General features: G+C 39.7%; 12 protein-coding genes and 5 pseudogenes. 6 read left to right on the forward strand and 11 right to left on the reverse strand.

What is annotated here, in order from left to right; translation table 11 throughout:
* Window positions 1-33: 33 nt before the first annotated feature.
* A pseudogene (locus HGD77_RS12045) lies at window positions 34-174 on the reverse strand (transposase); the annotation flags it as partial.
* An 85-nt stretch (window positions 175-259) separates the two neighbouring features.
* Between HGD77_RS12045 and tnpA the strand changes: the two are divergent.
* The 3 genes from tnpA to tnpC all read left to right on the forward strand — a co-directional run bounded on the left by tnpA (window position 260) and on the right by tnpC (window position 2,699).
* Complete coding sequence (tnpA, locus tag HGD77_RS12050; protein WP_000364662.1) at window positions 260-688, forward strand: IS66-like element accessory protein TnpA; 429 nt, start codon at window positions 260-262, stop codon at window positions 686-688.
* Complete coding sequence (gene tnpB, locus HGD77_RS12055) at window positions 685-1,020, forward strand: IS66 family insertion sequence element accessory protein TnpB (RefSeq protein WP_000618090.1); 336 nt, start codon at window positions 685-687, stop codon at window positions 1,018-1,020. The genes tnpA and tnpB overlap by 4 nt, the downstream gene beginning before the upstream one ends.
* A 74-nt stretch (window positions 1,021-1,094) precedes the next feature.
* Window positions 1,095-2,699 (forward strand): IS66 family transposase, encoded by a 1,605-nt coding sequence (gene tnpC / locus HGD77_RS12060; protein WP_168730853.1) that lies wholly within the window; start codon window positions 1,095-1,097, stop codon window positions 2,697-2,699.
* A gap of 249 nt (window positions 2,700-2,948) precedes the next feature.
* Here the strand turns inward: tnpC and actD are convergent, their stop codons facing one another.
* From actD to acbA, 8 genes and pseudogenes are all read right to left on the reverse strand, one after another.
* Window positions 2,949-4,175 (reverse strand): putative acinetoferrin export transporter ActD, encoded by a 1,227-nt coding sequence (actD, locus tag HGD77_RS12065; protein WP_005180623.1) that lies wholly within the window; start codon window positions 4,173-4,175, stop codon window positions 2,949-2,951.
* 52 nt (window positions 4,176-4,227) lie between these two features.
* On the reverse strand, window positions 4,228-6,465 hold the full coding sequence (locus HGD77_RS12070) for a TonB-dependent receptor (RefSeq protein WP_168730854.1): 2,238 nt from the start codon (window positions 6,463-6,465) through the stop codon (window positions 4,228-4,230).
* Window positions 6,466-6,474: 9 nt separating this feature from the next.
* Window positions 6,475-7,708: pseudogene (locus tag HGD77_RS12075) on the reverse strand (MFS transporter).
* Window positions 7,705-8,076 (reverse strand): protein ActB, encoded by a 372-nt coding sequence (actB, locus tag HGD77_RS12080; protein ID WP_004281762.1) that lies wholly within the window; start codon window positions 8,074-8,076, stop codon window positions 7,705-7,707. The pseudogene HGD77_RS12075 and the gene actB overlap by 4 nt, the downstream one beginning before the upstream one ends.
* A complete protein-coding gene (gene acbD / locus HGD77_RS12085) occupies window positions 8,073-8,711 on the reverse strand; it encodes an acinetoferrin biosynthesis acetyltransferase AcbD (RefSeq protein WP_004814638.1) in 639 nt (212 codons plus the stop codon). The genes actB and acbD overlap by 4 nt, the downstream gene beginning before the upstream one ends.
* A gap of 27 nt (window positions 8,712-8,738) precedes the next feature.
* A complete protein-coding gene (acbC, locus tag HGD77_RS12090; RefSeq protein WP_004281756.1) occupies window positions 8,739-10,556 on the reverse strand; it encodes an acinetoferrin biosynthesis protein AcbC in 1,818 nt (605 codons plus the stop codon).
* Entirely contained in the window at window positions 10,553-12,034 is a 1,482-nt protein-coding gene (gene acbB, locus HGD77_RS12095) for an acinetoferrin biosynthesis monooxygenase AcbB (RefSeq protein ID WP_004814635.1), read from the reverse strand. Before acbB ends, acbC begins: the two co-directional genes overlap by 4 nt.
* Entirely contained in the window at window positions 12,027-13,811 is a 1,785-nt protein-coding gene (gene acbA / locus HGD77_RS12100) for an acinetoferrin biosynthesis protein AcbA (protein ID WP_005263615.1), read from the reverse strand. The genes acbB and acbA overlap by 8 nt, the downstream gene beginning before the upstream one ends.
* Window positions 13,812-14,173: 362 nt before the next feature.
* On the opposite strand from acbA, the pseudogene HGD77_RS12105 reads away from it, so the two are divergent.
* Window positions 14,174-14,949: pseudogene (locus HGD77_RS12105) on the forward strand (IS4 family transposase); the annotation flags it as partial.
* Window positions 14,950-14,965: 16 nt separating this feature from the next.
* On the opposite strand, the gene HGD77_RS12110 reads toward HGD77_RS12105, so the two are convergent.
* Entirely contained in the window at window positions 14,966-15,994 is a 1,029-nt protein-coding gene (locus HGD77_RS12110) for a transposase (protein ID WP_080591915.1), read from the reverse strand.
* Between the two features lie 55 nt (window positions 15,995-16,049).
* Between HGD77_RS12110 and HGD77_RS12115 the strand changes: the two are divergent.
* A pseudogene (locus tag HGD77_RS12115) lies at window positions 16,050-16,370 on the forward strand (IS4 family transposase); the annotation flags it as partial.
* A 158-nt stretch (window positions 16,371-16,528) separates the two neighbouring features.
* Here the strand turns inward: HGD77_RS12115 and HGD77_RS12120 are convergent.
* Window positions 16,529-17,230, reverse strand: a complete 702-nt coding sequence (locus HGD77_RS12120; protein WP_004730370.1) for an IS1 family transposase — start codon at window positions 17,228-17,230, stop codon at window positions 16,529-16,531.
* A 58-nt stretch (window positions 17,231-17,288) separates the two neighbouring features.
* On the opposite strand from HGD77_RS12120, the pseudogene HGD77_RS12125 reads away from it, so the two are divergent.
* A pseudogene (locus tag HGD77_RS12125) lies at window positions 17,289-17,690 on the forward strand (DUF805 domain-containing protein); the annotation flags it as partial.
* Window positions 17,691-17,692: the final 2 nt, after the last annotated feature.

A 17,692-nucleotide genomic window follows, 5' to 3' on the forward strand; every position in this document is an offset into this window, starting at 1 on the left:
AATAGGCATGGGATTCAGCGGACGCTTACCAATTAAGCGAATCCATTTGGATACAAGATTTGTATTCAATCCATGTTGCAAAGCGACTGAAGCAATTGAAACGTCTGGTGCTTTACAAGCCTGAACGATCTGCTGTTTAAATTCAGCACTGTATGTTCTTCGTTTTTTCGCAAGAGATGTAAGCGTCCGCTGAACCCCACTTTTTCTAACTCATTAATACCGCGATAGTGTCCACTTAAATTTAAGTGGACACCTATTTATGGATTTAAAGACAGTTATAGACAGTGCACCAACGCTAAAAAAGCCCCGTCGAACCTTCACAGCTGAATTTAAACATCAACTTATTCAGCAATGCCAGCAGCCAGATACATCAGTGGCCAAGGTAGCAATGCAACATCAGATCAATGCCAATCTGCTACATAAATGGATTCGTCAGTCCAGATCAATGCCCCCTGCATTAAAAACCCCATCCATTCCACAGACTGACTTTCTTCCGGTCATTCTTCACCCGACTCCAGTCAAACAAGAAGCACCTCTACCACCTGTGCCAGAGAAGAAAGCTGTCGCTCATATCAGGATTCCATTACATGAGGCACCAAGTTCCGCAAGGGATCAGATGATCGAGATCGACTGGCCGGTGGAGTCAGTAACTGAATTACTGTTGCTGATCCAGGGTTTGACTCAATGATTCGTATTGATGAGATCTGGTTGTCTACCCAGCCGATGGACATGCGTGCAGGGATGGATACAGCCATGGCTCAGGTGCTGAGAGCCTTTGGCTACATCAAACCGCATTGCGCTTACCTGTTCTGTAATAAGCGTGGCCATCGTATGAAAGTGCTGGTGCATGATGGACTGGGTATCTGGCTGTGTGCCCGGCGGCTGGAACAGGGGAAATTCCACTGGGCTAAAGTTCACCAGGGTGAAAGTATGGCGATCAGCCCGGAGCAGTTACAGGCACTGATCCAGGGTTTGCCCTGGCAAAGAATCGGACTGCAGCAAGTGGTAACAATGCTCTAAACCAGGCTCATCCATTCTGCTATTCTCCAAACGTTCTATTTCCTCTGCATCATGACCTCAGGCATACTGCGGTCATGAAAACGCTGCCTGATTTAAACCAACTGACCCATGAGCAACTGCTGGAATTTACCCGGCAATTAGCGATGCAGCATCAGTCTTTGGCACAATCAAATCAGCAATTAGATGCCAAAGTTCAACATCTGGAAGCATGCAACCAACATCTCTCTATTCTCAATCAAAAATACGAGCATGAGCTTGCACTATTTAAACAGCATAAATTCGGCAGTAAAAACGAACATCTAACCGCAAAACAAATCCATCTCTGGGATGAAGCGGTTGAAGAAGATATTGCAGCGGTTGATCTGGAACTGGAACGACTGAATGCAGATAAAACCAATGCAGCTGCACAGAAAGCCCCAGTCAACAAACCTAAACGTCGGCTGTTGCCAGATCATCTACACACCCTCCGTATTGAGCATGAACCTGAATCAACACAATGCAGTTGTGGCTGTACCTTGCGTCGTATCGGTGAAGATGTCAGTGAAAAACTGAATTTCAGACCGGCACAGTTCTATAAGGAACAGCATGTGCGTGGTAAATGGGTCTGTGATCAGTGTGACACTCTGACTCAGCAAGCGATGCCAGCCTATGTGATTGATAAAGGCATTGCTTCACCTGAATTGCTTAGCCATGTGCTGGTGTCAAAGTATGCCGATCATTTGCCTTTGTACCGTCAACGTCAAATCTTTCTACGCGCAGGTGTTGATCTGTCTAGATCAACGTTATCTGACTGGATTGGCCGCTGTGGGGTGGAACTGGAACCTCTGGCCAATGCCTTAAAACAGGTGGTACTGCAACAGCAGGTGATCCATGCAGATGAAACACCGGTGACGGTCATGCAGATGGGTGAAAATGAGAAAAAGCCCAAAAAAGGTTATGTCTGGGCCTATGCCAGCACACAGTACAATCCAGTTCAGGCAGTGATCTATGACTTTCAAGATAGCCGTTCTGGCCAGCATGCTGAAGACTTCCTGAAAGGCTGGCAGGGCTATCTAGTCTGTGATGATTACAGTGGTTATAAAGCACGTTTTAAATCAGGCCAGGTGATTGAGGTGGGCTGCATGGCCCATGCACGTCGTAAATTCCATGAACTGCATGTGACCGGGAAAAGTCAGGTCGCTGAACAGGCATTAGTGCTGATTCAGAAATTATATACGATAGAAGCAGAATTAAGAAAAAAGACGGATGGTACAGCGGAAGACCGCTGCGAATACCGACAACAGCATAGTCAACCGGTCATGCAACAACTATATGAATGGCTCAACCAACATCAGCTGACGGTGCCATCGAGTTCTCCAACCGCCCGGGCGATCAATTACAGCCTAAAACGTTGGACTGCTTTAAGCCGCTATCTGGATGATGGCAATCTACCCATTGACAATAATTGGATAGAGAACCAAATGCGTCCCTGGGCCTTGGGGCGTAAGAACTGGCTATTTGCAGGTTCGCTGCGCAGTGGTCAACGAGCTGCCAATATCATGACTTTAATCCAGTCAGCAAAGCTGAATGGCTTGGATCCGTATGCCTATTTAAGTGATGTGCTGAAAAGGTTGCCAACACATAAAGTACCCCAAATAGAAGAATTACTACCTCACCGCTGGAAACCTGAACCCCGTTAAAACTTGGCGATGGCGTTCAGCGGATGCTTACCAAGAGATGCGATGGATGTCTGGTGATTTGTAGTCATAAATTTTAGTCCCCACTTGTTTTTAAGTGGGGACTAAATTAAGGCTTATAGGATGAATTCATAAGGTGTGTTCAGCGGACGCTTACGATCAAACGTCCAACTAAAAATAATCATCTAAGAATTGATTACGAGACTGCAATCATAAAAATTTAATATTCTCTGTCTTTCAAGCATATTTGATTTAGGAGTTAACCTTATTGCTTATCATCGTATTCTGATTTGAATAGGATATGATCAACAAGTAGACCGCCACTGTGACCATCAATATTAAGAGTAAATAAAAAGGTAAGTGAATGCCGAACTGATATAGAAAAGTGCTCAGTAAAGGCGCCACAATGAGACCAATCGCTTGAGTAGCTGTACAAATACTTGCCATTTTGACTTGAGCAGCTTGCGTAACAGATTGAGCCGCCCCTGTGGTAAATGCAGGCAAAAGGCTTGCCACTCCGACCCCATAAAATAAATAACTTATTTGAAACATCCAAATATGGATTGCACTTAAAGATAGGATGAGTCCAATAACCATGCTAAACGTACCCACCAATACCAAAGCTTTCAGTTTTAAATGAAGTACTTTTACAATCAGGATCTGAGTAATCACTAAGCTAAAACCAACAATGAGCATACATTGGGAAAAATAAATCGCACTTTGTTGTGAGCTTAAATGAAAATGGTCTTGAATATAAAAACCTGCCGTCATATTGAGCGTCACGATAGCCATATAGGTAGTAAATCCTAAAATAAGCCAAGGAATAGCTGGTTTTAATGAAAATGAATGCTCTATTTTTACAGGCTGTTTTTGATCCAATATTGTGTTTTGTTTACCCTCATCATGTTTAAAATACATTGTGATAATCAAACTAAAAATCACCAATAAAATAACTGCAATCCACATTGGCAATAAAATTCCACCGAACAATAACACTGAAGTTAGAAATGGGCCGACGATCATACCTAAACTATTCATCGCACCATACATTGCCATTTTTTGACTGCGTTGTTGTTCCTCTGTGACATGTTGCATGACATAACTTTGTAGACCTATTTGTGGCATAGCCATAAAACCACCAGTACTTGCTCGACTAATCACCAACAAAGCAAAAACTATCATTACGGGTAATGTTTGTTGTATTCCCCAATAAAGAATCGCTGTAAATATAGCCCAAGTAATGGTCATGCCCCAGAAACCATAATTCATTAATTGATAAGGAGTCTGTATTTTTTCCCCTCTGGCAATCAGAATAGATGCAATCGCCATACAAATTGCACCCGCTGAAACAATTACTCCGCCCTGTACTTCTGTTAAGCCAAGCTCACGAATTAATGGGGCAAGTAAAGGTAAAATCATTGAAAAACAAGTACCGTTGGCTAGAGTTGCCCAAGCCAATAATTTAAAATTTTGTTGCATAGGTAGTATTCATCAAAAGAAAAGGCATCTAAAAGATGCCTTCTGGATAAGATTAGTACTTGAGAGTGTAGCTCAAACCATAGGTACGACCTTGAGCAGCCAAGCTCGAAATATCGCCGTAAACCGTTGAAACTGCTTGGCTATAAACAGACTTATAGTCCGTATTCCACACGTTATATACACCAAAACCTAAAGTTCCTGGACCTGCTTTTGCATTGGCAATCACATCCATCACTGCAAAACCTTTGATTTCTGCTGGAGGACGAGTACTACCATTCGCAATCGCATCTTTACGTGCTTCATCCGTACCATCAATAGCCAAAGCTTGTACTCGTAAACCTAAACCATCATTGAATTGCCAGTCTGAATAAACCGTTGCTTTCAAAGGTGCTACACGAATTGCATCTAACTCTTGCCATTTACCATTTGAGTTTTTGAACTGACCACGTGTATAAGCTAAAGTCCCACCTACATTCCAATCATCTGAAACGGTATATTTGACATTACCTTCAATACCATACACGCGTTCATCTGTATCAATAACTTCAATTGCAAAACTTGGAGGACCAAATTTCAATGACTTATCAGATTTGTTATAAAACGCAGTGATCCCTGTGCTTAACGCATCATCTTGTAGACGCCAGCCCAGCTCAAAACTATTTACTTTGATTGGATCAATTGTTTGGTTACTTACGACAAAGTTTGCAGGGACATCTCTTAGCATACGTTGTACATCAGGTAAATTTGCACCTTGCGAGAAATTTGCAAACACCTGTTGTGCATCAGTTAAATGATAAAGTGCGCTTACATTAAAGAGTGTTGCATCATGCTTAACTGAACCACCTTTTAAGGTTTTAGCTTGGTATGTTGGAACGAAATCGGCAACCATTGCTTCAGAATATGGAACTGAGTCTTTAACATCACTATCGATGCGCTCATGACGAATACCTGCTTGTAGATTTAAGCGATCAGTTGCTTCAAATTGACTTTGTAAGAAGAAACCAAGCTTTTCAGTATCTACCTCAGGACCAAAAGCATAATTATTTAGGGGCTTAAACTTTAGACCATTACTACTGATAAAAGTATTTAGATCATAAAGTTGTGCTGTTTGTTTGCCATTTTCCTTATCGTAATCCACACCATAAGTTAGATTTAATGCACGTTCTGCCAGATTGAGTTTACTTTGAAGTGCTAAACGAGCACCAAAAACATCAATATCTGTTTCTGATTGGGTAACAATAAATGTTCTTCCACTTGGAATGGATGCATGTGCTAAAGCATTTGCACTTGGGAAGAATCGCCCTTTTTCAGTACGATAATACGCCTCTGCATTTACAGTCTGACCAAGAAAATCCTGATTTTCATATTGTGCATTTACTGCACTGCGCTTAGTACGTGGTTGAGTATCAAGCTCTAAACCTTTTACAGCTTTTTGACTAGGTTTTGCCCCTAGAAGTAAAACAGATAAGCCTGGACCATAATCAGCGCCATATTCACTGTCCTGCTCATCGTTATAGTATTGCGCACCGATACTTAATTTTTGCTTATCTGCCAACTGCCAGCTTAAACGACCATTCACATCTACAGTTTCAGTATCTTGACGATCTGTTTGTGCAACTTCTGGACCTACACGATCACCTCGACTATCTTGAATTTCACCGCGTTGTGTATAGCTAGCACCTATAAAACCACTCCAATCCCCTTGGTTAAATGATGCAGACTGAAACGCTTCATAAGCTAAAGCATCACTTTTGAAATTATCACCTGAAGTAACGCCGAGTTTGGTTTCAAAATTTACACCATCACCCGAACCTCTTTTGGTGATGATATTGATGATCCCACCTGTAGCACCTGCACCATAAATACTACTTGCACCTGACACGACTTCAACACGTTCGATCATGTCTGGGCTAATGCTATTTAATTGGCGTGAACTATCGCGTGAGCCCGTTTGCGGAACACCATCAATCATATATTGCACTGTACGACCACGCATGGTCATCCCATAGTTACTGGTCGTACCTGAACTTGGTGTTAAAGATGGAACCAACAGTCCTAAAATATCTGCGGTACTTTTACCAGCAGCAGCTTGTTTTGCAATGTCTTCTTGGCTAATACTGTAAACAGTTCCCGCAATCTCAGCGATACTTTGAGCTGAGCGAGTTGCTGTCATAACAATCGGTGCCAGTTGATTTACGGTTGAAGTCTGCTCGACATTTTGAGCATAAAGTTGCGTACTGATCGCCAAGCTGAGCAGTGTTAATGATGTCGAAAGTGAACGAACTTTCATAAATGACCCCTAGATGAGTTGTTGCGTTTGTTTTGCTTTGCGAATAAGCAGTTGACTAAGCAACACGCTTAAAACAGATGAAACTGCGAGAATGAGATAGAAGTTTCCATAACCAAATGCTTTGGCTAAGAAACCTGAGACTGCACCGCCAATAAAATAAACCAATAGTTCGAAGCAAACTAAAATCGTAAAATCAGTACCAGCTTGTTCTTTGGAGCTGGTCTGCATGAAATGTGCATATAAGGCTGTCATTGCGATATAGCGGATGGCAAGAATGACAATGACAAAGCCACCAAGAAGTAAATGCCATTGATTCAACCAACTGAGTAAAACTGCAACACCCAACAAGGCGTAAACCAAACTGCGTGCCCAACCAGCCCAGATCAGCAATTGTGTTGCGGCTATTTTTTTAATAAAAATGCAGCTGAAACAGCGGCTAATAATCCAATCCCTGCACCTATTACAGACATCAGCACGCCGATTTGTGACAACGACCATTTCTGATCAATCAGCATCGGATTCAGCATCGCCATAGCCGGTGCTTCGACAATTCGATAACATACGATCAAGGCTAATGCCCATAACATTTCTGGACGTTTAAATGCACGGATCAGACTTGGCGGCTGTTTTGAGATTTTCTCTACATTTGATTTTTCTTTAATCTGGAAAATAGCCAACATCGTCAATGCTGTCATAGCGGCTAAGGAAATCAGTGCAGTTTGCCAACCATAAAGCTCATACAGCCATAAAGTTGCTGCTCCACCAACCATACTGCCAAGCGCAACACCTATACTTTGCGCCATACTGCCTAGTCGATACTCAGATTCTGAAAAGGTTTCGACCGTATAGCCATCAATTGCGATATCTTGAGTTGCAGCAAAAGTTGAAATCCATAAACCGACAATAACAAATACACCAAGACCGTAATCGAATTGGGTAAGTGCCAAAGCAACGACCCCCAACACCAAAGCTATTTGCGTAAACAAAAGCCAAGTTTTACGTTTACCGAGTTTTTGAAATAAAAACGATCAATTAGTGGTGCCCAAAAAAACTTGAATGCCCAAGGAATATAGAGCAGCGACAACATGCCAATCCAACGTAAATCTACGCCTTGATGACGCAGAATCGCAGGTAAGGCCACATTATAAAAATACAGTGGTAAGGCATGCGCGAGATATAAAACCACCACGACACTCAGGCTCAAGGCTGAGACTTTCTGAATATTTAATGAATTTTGATTCATAAATACCTCTGCAAAGCCCATTGTGTGGCTTCAGCTTTATCTACGCTCACAAAATATGGAACATGCCAAGCTTTGTGCAGAGCTGGTGTATCCAATCGAATACGATCTTCTTCATCTTGAGCAATACGAGCAAAACCCAAACAATATTGGTAAAAATCTTGTTTATATTGCTTATACCATTTGCCTTGGATTGCTCTATATTCCTCCGGAAATTCTGTATTTGCATCGGTTTGCATGATCAACACAAAATTTCGCTGATGTTCGAAATAGTGCTGAATCCGTGCTAACCATTGTTCAAATTCTGCAACAGAGACATTCGCCGCAAAGCGCATGTCTAAGATATGCATTTCATTGATATATAAGCTCATGTAACACTCAGGAGTTTGGCTGGCTGATTAGCTAGCTGTTGTTGTGATGTTTGGTAATAATCCCCAAACTTGTTATAGAAAGTTTCTCTGAAGCAGTAGTACAACATCGCTGTTTTTTCAGGCATCGGTATTAAACGTTGGCTTTCATAACAAAGCTCTGCCACTACTGCTGCATATGGTTTAACGGTATGATCTGGCTCACCCACAATTTTTTTAGCTTTCGAATGTTCAAAAATGTAAAAGCTGAGTAACCGAATGGTTGGTCGCAAGAAGCCTTTGCCAAACACAGATTTGTCACCAAACAGGAGATGCCAACCGAGATCATTGTCATCACCATCGTAATAACGGCCTAAACGATCTCGTTTACCTTCATAAATTTCGGTATAGCCCACATCTTTGCCATCAATTCCAACGATTAATAAACGGTGATGGTCATCTGCTAACATTTTGTCGAAGTAAACTTGTAACTCTAGTTCCGATTTATTTAACTGCCACTGAGGAATTACATGTGGCTCATGCATCCATTGATGTAATAAAGGAATATCCTGTGGATATTGCACTTGGCGTAAGTAGTACTGTGTACCATCTTCAAAGTATTCAAAATAATCTGGTAATTGCTGAGAGATAGTTTTCATATCGAACCTATAAAATGACGAATAAAATTAGCCCGCTTTAGCTTGGCGTGGTTGTTCTGCCCATGTTTTCAATGTTTCTGGGCTAACTGGATTTGCAATAGGATCAAGGAAGACAGGAACAGGACGTTCTGCTTCATCGTTATAACTTGTGGTAAATAGACGTACACGGTTTAGACAAATTTTGGTGTAACTTGGACGCAGCATGGCGAATTTATCAGCACGTTCAGCCAGTTCTGGATGTTTTTGGTTAAACTCAACAATCGTGTTGGAAATGGTCTGCCAAAAATCAAGCTCAGAATATTCAGGATAGTCTTGCAAGAACACATTACAGATATAACGGTAATGCACCATGAACAGACCTGTGAAAATAAAATGGCTTAGATCGGTCGCTTCGTGACGGAGTAATAAATCTGCTTCAGATGGTAACTGAGTTAACTCAGGAAAATCCTCATCCACTAAATTGATGTCGTCAATGAAGTCTTTTAATACCATTGCTTTCGGCACACCATTTTCATGTACCAACATTGTGTTCTCACCGTGTGGTGAAAATGCTAAACCATAACGATATAAGCAAAGTAATAATGGACTCATGCTTACTTGAGCAAATTGTGCTAACCAATCCAAAGGACTTAAACCTGATGCTTGGATCAACACGCTCAGGATCGATTGACCTGAAATATCACGGTGTAACAATGCTGCTTGAGATAACACTTGATGAGATGGATCAACATAACGATCAACACTTTCACGCCATAAACAACCGAACAGCTCTTTAAATTGATACGGTGCACCGTCAATGCGGTCAAAACACGGCTGATGGATAGTTAAAGTCGCAACTTCACCTAAGAAAATCACACCTGTATTTTGTAAGTCTTGATCTTGTTGATGAATTCTTTTTAACCATGCGGTCACTGCTGGAGCTGCTAGATTACGCTTTGAGGGTAATCCACGATAAACAGCGGTATTAAAAATACTGACAGGCAACTTAATGTAATGGCGTTGTAGGTTTGACGTATTGCATAATGTGCGGATTGATTGCATCGGCACATAGCTATCTTGGCTGATATTTAACTCAATAATTTTCTGATCCACAATCTCATTGGCATAAGTCGGAACAAGCCATTGATGCCATTGCCAAGCATGTACGGGAATCAAAAAGTAATTTTGTGGATCTAGGTTTTTTTCTTGGAGAATATTGATGAACTGCTGTAGTTCATTGGCATCAAATTCATGTTGATATAAACCGCAGGCACTCCAATCTTCAGTACTTCGATACTCTGCTAAATCACGATGTACGGCTAACCACAACACTTTAACTTCAGGTGAAAGCTCTGGTGCAGCGCTTAAATAATCATCATAACCAAAACCCATACGCCCTTTACTCATGATGAGCCAAGGATGACCACGTAGCATGCCTTCAACTTTGTAATGTGGCTCTGTCAAAACCGCTATACTTGGCAAACGTGTTTCATTGAACAAATGTGCTTCTGCCAGCCAAGTATTATTCATTTCTTTGATCAAATACGCTTTGGTAAATGGCTTAACATTAGAACTGTCAGACATTGCGACAATAAACTCATGTAAGTTCCAAGCAGGTTGATCATTTTCCTGACTATGAGTCACATCACGTACCGAAGCTTCCTGAATATTCCAGTGTCCGAGTAGATATTGATTTCCTTGAAACTCATACTGACGATTGCCTAAATCTAAACGATAACGCCCTGCTGACAATGCTTTAACTTCAATAATTTCTTCGTATAGAAACTCTGCAATCGCCATTTCAATAAGACGTTGTCCTGCGGCACGCCATTGCTGCTGATTAATTTTTAAAGTTGCAAAGTTCATATCAGTTTCTCATATGTTGAATGTACAGAAGCAGTTTGTGTACGTGTGTTTGCACCACGACGATTAGGATGCGCCGTCATCACGTTCTGTTCTGTTTTCTTGAAAATTGAATGGTTTTTATTGGGAGAATTTTCGCAAAGGCACTCGTTTGATTGTGCTTTGTCATCTGCCATACAAATTTTTGGATTTTGAGAGAGATTAAAGTGTTGGAATGTCTGCGCTTGATTGCCTAATTCATAAAGAGGCTCAGCAAGCAATTGATTAATGATCTTTGCTGCACGATAAGCACCAAGACCTAAATCAGGTGTGCCGACACCATGACTATGCATTTCCTGATTTTGAACAAAAATATGACCATTCAGCCGATGTACAACACGATAGTCGTCTGTAATCTGCCAACGCTGTTTATGATCAAACTCGATGTATGGCTTGAGCAACTGCATAAAACCAAAATCAGGCGTGAAATAACCCGTCGCGGCTACAAGAAAATCACAGTCGAGATGAAAAGACTGAGCTGTAGCACGATGCTGGAAATGCAGTCGGATTTTTTGTGTATCCAATGCTTCTGCATCTTTCAAATCACATTGACTATGTAAATGTGTCTGTAAGCTTTGACCTGCAATACTGCGGTGATAAAGTCTTTGATAAATTTCCCGAATGGTTTTTGCACTAATTCCCTTGTATAACAAGGCTTGTTGCTTTAACTGCTGTTCCTTTTGCTGCGCAGTCAAATCATAAAAATGCTGTGCATAATCTGGACTAAAATGTTCCAAACCTAATGGCGCATACTCCATCGGGAAGAAACCTTGAGAACGAGTAAACCAATGCAAATCAAACTGATGATTAACAGTATCTTGCTGTTCATCAAATAAGTCGATAAACACTTCAGCTGCAGATTGTCCAGAACCAAGTACGACCACATCGCCATGTAAATCTGTATCGGCATGCGTCATATACTGTGCTGAATGCAGACATTGTTGTGGACGGACTTTCTGAATCTTTGCCAAACATTCAGGCAAATATGGCACATTACCACTTCCAATCACTAAATGACGGCATAAATAACTTTGCTGAACACCGTTTGATTCAACGACTACTTTAAAACCTATCGTTTGAGGTTCAATCTTTAGAACCTGCGACTGGTATTCGATACAATCAAGTTGTTCTGCAACCCATTGGCAATAGTGGTTGTATTCACAACGTGGAATATGTGGCTGCTCTAAAAAGTAAAACTTATACAAACGTTGCTGATGACGCAGATAATTCAAAAAACTAAATGGACTGGTTGGATCAACCATCGAGACTAAATCTGCCATAAATGGCACTTGTAATACCGTATTAGGTAGTTGCATACCTGCATGCCAATCAAATTGCGCCTTTTGCTCAAAAAATACGTAATCGAGTGAGCTTTTGTTTTGTAGCAAACTAGCAAGACTTAAATTAAAAGGTCCTAGACCAATTCCAATAAAATCAAGCATAACTGACATCCTTCTGTGAAATACGCAGTGGATTTGGCAGTTGCACGTAAACAGATTGATTTTCTACAGGTGCGATCAACTCGTCTAATTCATGCAAACGTGTCAGCAAGTTGCCTTTATAAGGCAGCGTTGAATTGAACAGTAGTCCTTGTATTAAGGTACTCTCAGGATATTGCTGTAATTGCTCTTCTAAAAATCCAGTTAGATGCGCTAACAATTCATCTTCAGTGATATAGCCTGTTGCACCGATGGCATTAATAATCCCGAACAAAGTATTGCCAAAGAAATAATAACTAAAACGTTCATCAACAAAAGCTTTCGGACCTACCGCAAAGGCTTTTTCTTTCAGTTCAGGAAGTGCTTGCAGAATTTCAGTGGCAAATTCTTCAATATAATAAAAACCTTGGTTATCACGTAACCATAAAGTTTTAGGAAAATGGTTTTCGAGTTCTAATAATACATTTTGTTGATGTGACTCAAATGCCATACCATAACGATGGTATAGATACATCAAAGGCTGCAAACTGACTTCGAGGAACCGATTAAACCAATCTGAAGCAATCTCTGAAACTTCAGCATCAGGATGGGCTTTCGCAATTTTTGCAAATAAGGCATTAAAACGATTTAAAGGCTTGATCGGATGATCTTGGCACAAAGATGCGATACAAGTGACTTGTTGTTGTGGATGGAATGGTTGATCTCGGAAAATACAAATACTTTCATTGATCACTTCATCATCGATTTTTAAAGCGATCCAAGCTGGATCATTGACTGCTTTTAGACTTGGACACTGTTTAAGAATATTTTGCCCAAACTCACTATGCCACAGACGATGTGTCAATTCACCACGATGACATTCTTTGGCCAAATTCACTCGAATAGAATTGGTAATCATCACTGAAAGTGACGGCTTCATCATCCAAGGTGCATTGAAGCTCGCTAATGTGCGTATGGAAGTGGTTGGAGAGAATTGCCAACCACGCAAGCCCAAATCAATCAGTTGCCCTGTTTGCTTTAATCGTTCAAACCAAGCTTTGCCCTGTAAATAACGCGCTTGCCATGGATGTAAAGGAAGTAACTTATATTCCGCATGTGTCTTTAATAAATTGAGATCACTTTCAGATAAATACCACTGTAACGCAGTTTTTAATTGCGCTGAAATAGGTTCATCAGTCGCACTACCTTCTGCAATATAATCTTGGTGCACTAGCCAATAATGAAGTTGAGTCTTACCTTTATTTTCAGGAGAAAAGTTTAACCAATCTTCATGAACAAAGCCTGTCCTACTTTTTGGCGCGGGATGCATACTATGCCCTAAAATCAAAGCTTGCTCTGTTTCAATAAAGCTTTGCCCTGCTTTTACTAAATCATCAAATTCATATTCACGATTTTGTAAAAACTGTTGTAGCGCATCTCGACTTTGAATCCATTTTTCAACTAATGAAGCAGCATCTAGACGAACAGCGGCTTCTTGAACAAGTTCTTCTAGCAACAACCCAACAATTGCTACAGGACTAAATACCTTAATTTTTTCATCGATGATAATTTGCGGAAGATCTGCTAAGCGATGTCGCCCCACACAGCTCACATAAGATAAAGGGAAAAAGCAACGTGCTTGAATAGAGGTAATCGGTATTGATAACAGCGTCAAACCTTGGCTAAACGTCTGTAGTTGAAGAGATTGCTGACTTTTATGAAGCAAGTGACCTTTGCCAGTTTCTTGCGTATATGCATTGACGAAATGTTGTAACGCCAACCGATTAGCAAGTGAATGCATCTGCCGATATCCTCTTTCAAAAGAGTTAATTTGTTTTTCGAAATGTTTTAGGCCTGAAACACATCTTAAGTACAAGGGAGTTTGTAGTTAAGATAGAACTAATGATAATTATTATCATTTACTATTTCAATTCCATAAAAGAACCTAGAAAAACAACACTAAATCATTGAATTTATTTTGTTTAACAAGGAATATTGCTCAGTAAAGATACAAAAAGATAATAATAATTCTCATTAAATAAAATGATCAGCTTGTAGCCATCAATAGTTTTTATAGATGTATAAAATTTTTCTCTGTACACGACAAAAATAGATAACTCATTGAAATAATGTCATAATAATTGTTTTCTAACGACGAATACTATGACACATCTCAATGAGTTATATCTTATCTTAAACAAATATCTAAAATGGAACAAGTCACATTTAAAGTGCTTTGCGCTCATCATGCTTGTGATTATTTTAAAGCAAACATGTAATCTTTCTTCTGCATCTAAAGCCTTGCCCATCAAGTGCTTACCACAATCATTTTATCGACGTATGCAGCGCTTCTTTGCAGGTCAGTATTTTGATTATCGTCAAATTTCTCAGTTGATTTTCAATATATTTTCATTCGACAAAGTCCAACTGACTTTAGATAGAACCAATTGGAAATGGGGAAAACGAAATATTAATATCCTGATGCTTGCGATCGTTTATCGTGGAATAGCGATACCTATCGTTTGGACATTACTTAATAAACGGGGAAATTCAGATACGAAAGAGCGTATTGCTTTAATTCAACGCTTCATATCCATTTTTGGTAAAGACTGTATTGTGAATGTGTTCGCAGACAGAGAGTTTATCGGTGAGCAGTGGTTTACATGGTTAATTGAACAAGAGATCAACTTCTGCATTCGTGTTAAAAAAACTTTATTGTCACCAATCATTTAGGAAAGAATCATAAAATTAGTGATTTATTTCGCCATCTTCAAGTTGGTCAAATTGAATGTCGTAAACGACGGATTTTGGTTGGTCGGGTGAAACTATATATAAGTGCACTACAGTTAGAAAATGGAGAGCTTTTACTCGTCGTTTCTCCTCAGTTTAATGCCAATGCTATTGAGGATTATGCATTACGCTGGGAAATTGAAACCTTATAGGACTTACGCACTGTTATTTATAGACTCTCTGTGGTAGCAGATGATTTTTATCGAGAATAAAGTCATCAATGAAGTTTTTGATCATTGGTCTAAATAATTTCTTCTGCCAACGATATACATTTTCAAAGATCCCCTCAAACTGGTTCTTTTGTATCTCAACGTAGGCCATTAAGGCTGAAAAAATATGATTCAAAATCAGTTTAGACCGTCTTACTTGAAACTTTTCAATATGACAAACCTGTTTAATCACTCGGTGATATTGTTCTATTTTCCAATGACTTGAATGTAATTCATGAAAACCCTCAAAGGACAATAAATCATCTTCATCTTGATACACAATATAAAACCTCTGCTGTTCTTTTAACTGAGTCTTAAATAATTGTACAAAGCCAAAATCTTTGAGCCAGACCACTTGACCCTGATGGAAATTCGGCAATAAACGCAGTTGAAACCATTGTCCTTTTTCAGGGGAAACCTTACGGTTACAGTCGATACCAAACATAAATCGAATACCATGTTTTCTTATGGTTTTTAGATTTGCAGTCGATGAATACCAACTATCACCTGTAATAAATTGAATCTTTGCACCCCAACTAAGTACTTCACTTAACATATCCATAAAGTAATCATTCTTGGTTTTACCCTCAGATTTGTCATAAATTCGGAAATTAATTGGAATATTTTGACCATTCTGATCTGTCGCATACAAGGTAATGAGATTAATCCCCTTGACGGATCGGTGGTGTTTGCCTGACCAAAAATAGCTAACCAAGTCCATATGTTGACTATATGGTTTATCTAAAACAGTATCATCAATACTGACTATAAGTTTATTATTATCAATATGTTGAATTGCTTCTTGATATAGGTCGTGAGGTGTGTAGTCTTCACGCTCTAGAAAGCGATTTACACTATCATGCGAGATATTATAAGTCTCGGCAAGTTGTGTGCAGCTAATAGAGTTCGGTTCTGTCATGAGAAAGCCCATATAAATGGGTAATGTACAAGTTGCTGTAGAAGCATGTTTAGTTCGTCTGATCACAGATACTTTATAAACTATTTTAATACTTTTTTGAATCCGTCAATGCGTAAGTCCTACCTTATTCAGTTGTCTCAAAGGACGCGGGTTTAATCTTGAAAATACGCGCTTGACAGACGCTAGACGAGTGAAAAAATTGATTGCGGTGTTAGCTATAAGCTTCTGTTGGTGTTACTTAACGGGTGAATGGCAACATGATCAAAAAAAAGTGATAAAAATAAAGAAGCATGGACGACTCTCAATGAGTTTATTTCGCTATGGTTTAGACTATGTTCAAATGGCGATTCAGCGTTTAATTGGTTTTGGGAAAAAAGAAGAGTTTAAGGAAATTTTGGCAATTTTAAGAAGGCAGAACCCTGATAGGATAAGGGTTCTGTGAAATTTGTCGTGTACAGAGAAAATTTTTAAATAGTCTCAAATGTAATATTTCCCCACATCAAAAATCTAATATGTCAAAAAATGGGGTATACGGATTTAATGGTTGATGGGGCTTTGTTGCATAAAGATTTTGGTGGTGTTTCAAAAAGTATGCTGGCGTTAAACAAATCCGTTATTAAGGTAAAAGAAAGTCAAATCAAAGGCTTTAAAATGATTTTCGAGCTTTTTAGAAAAGTTGCAACTTCTCCTAAATCCACGCCTGATTCGATGACGAATTCTACAATTGTTACCTTCAATACCGACGGTAAAAAACTTACCAATCACTTGCTTGCAACATTGAAATGCTGTGATAAAACTATCCCAATGATCACTCGCAATTCGAGCATATTGAACCCCAAGCTTTTTAAGTCTAGCTTTAAGACGTTGAACCGTTGCTAAATCCCGCTTACCCCAAACATAAGCAACAATTTCTCCAGATTCTCGATGGTAGGCATAAATAAGCCATTGTTTATTTTGCTTATTCCCTACAAAAGTCCAAAGTTCATCGACTTCAAGACATTCGTAGTGGCTTTGTTTAGGCTGAATCTGATAGATCGATTCACTTAAGGTTCGTAATACCTTGCCAATGCTGATACGCTCGACTTCAGCAATATCTCTTACACCGCTTCCTCTGACCATTAAATGTAATATCTTGCCGGTAATACCTGAGTTACACCCTTGATAGCTTAATGCATGATCACCAATAAATTGACGTTTGCAATCTTTGCACTGATGGTTTTGTTTCCCATCTACTTTGATGCCATTTCTCTTTATATTGTTACTTAGACAGGTAGGACATTTGATTTGTAGCGTTATTTTCATACCTCTATTTTATCAAAAGCCATATTGTTTTTTTCAGCATACTTTTTGAAACACCACCAAAATTTCCAGTCAGCTCGGCAAATATTCAAATCTGGATCAGGCCGAGGAAAATTACAGCAGCATTGACTGGTTTGTAAAATGTCTGACCAACTATGCAAACTTTTCCGGCCGCGCACGCCGTAAAGAATTTTGGTTCTTTATGCTGTTTTGTGTAATTTTAGGCATTGTTGCTGAGGTAATTGATACAGTTTTAGGCACTAAACCGCTGTTAAATAGCCTGCTTAATCTTGCACTTCTAGTCCCAAGTCTGGCCGTTGGTGCGCGTCGCTTGCATGATGTAGGACGCTCTGGTTGGTGGCAATTACTGACACTTACCGTGATTGGTATACTGGTACTGATCTGGTGGTGGGCAACTGAAACCAAGCAACAAAACAATGAATATGGTGCTCCTGCCAAATAACT

It is taken from the genome of Acinetobacter sp. NEB149 (assembly GCF_012516415.1).
GTDB lineage: Bacteria > Pseudomonadota > Gammaproteobacteria > Pseudomonadales > Moraxellaceae > Acinetobacter > Acinetobacter lwoffii_V.

Bases quoted from the DNA above. Each gene is read 5' to 3' on its own strand.
- tnpA (WP_000364662.1), top strand. From the start codon at position 260: ATGGATTTAAAGACAGTTATAGACAGTGCACCAACGCTAAAAAAGCCC.
- tnpB (WP_000618090.1), top strand. From the start codon at position 685: ATGATTCGTATTGATGAGATCTGGTTGTCTACCCAGCCGATGGACATG.
- tnpC (WP_168730853.1), top strand. From the start codon at position 1,095: ATGAAAACGCTGCCTGATTTAAACCAACTGACCCATGAGCAACTGCTG.
- actD (WP_005180623.1), bottom strand. From the start codon at position 4,175: ATGCAACAAAATTTTAAATTATTGGCTTGGGCAACTCTAGCCAACGGT.
- HGD77_RS12070 (WP_168730854.1), bottom strand. From the start codon at position 6,465: ATGAAAGTTCGTTCACTTTCGACATCATTAACACTGCTCAGCTTGGCG.
- actB (WP_004281762.1), bottom strand. From the start codon at position 8,076: ATGAGCTTATATATCAATGAAATGCATATCTTAGACATGCGCTTTGCG.
- acbD (WP_004814638.1), bottom strand. From the start codon at position 8,711: ATGAAAACTATCTCTCAGCAATTACCAGATTATTTTGAATACTTTGAA.
- acbC (WP_004281756.1), bottom strand. From the start codon at position 10,556: ATGAACTTTGCAACTTTAAAAATTAATCAGCAGCAATGGCGTGCCGCA.
- acbB (WP_004814635.1), bottom strand. From the start codon at position 12,034: ATGCTTGATTTTATTGGAATTGGTCTAGGACCTTTTAATTTAAGTCTT.
- acbA (WP_005263615.1), bottom strand. From the start codon at position 13,811: ATGCATTCACTTGCTAATCGGTTGGCGTTACAACATTTCGTCAATGCA.
- HGD77_RS12120 (WP_004730370.1), bottom strand. From the start codon at position 17,230: ATGAAAATAACGCTACAAATCAAATGTCCTACCTGTCTAAGTAACAAT.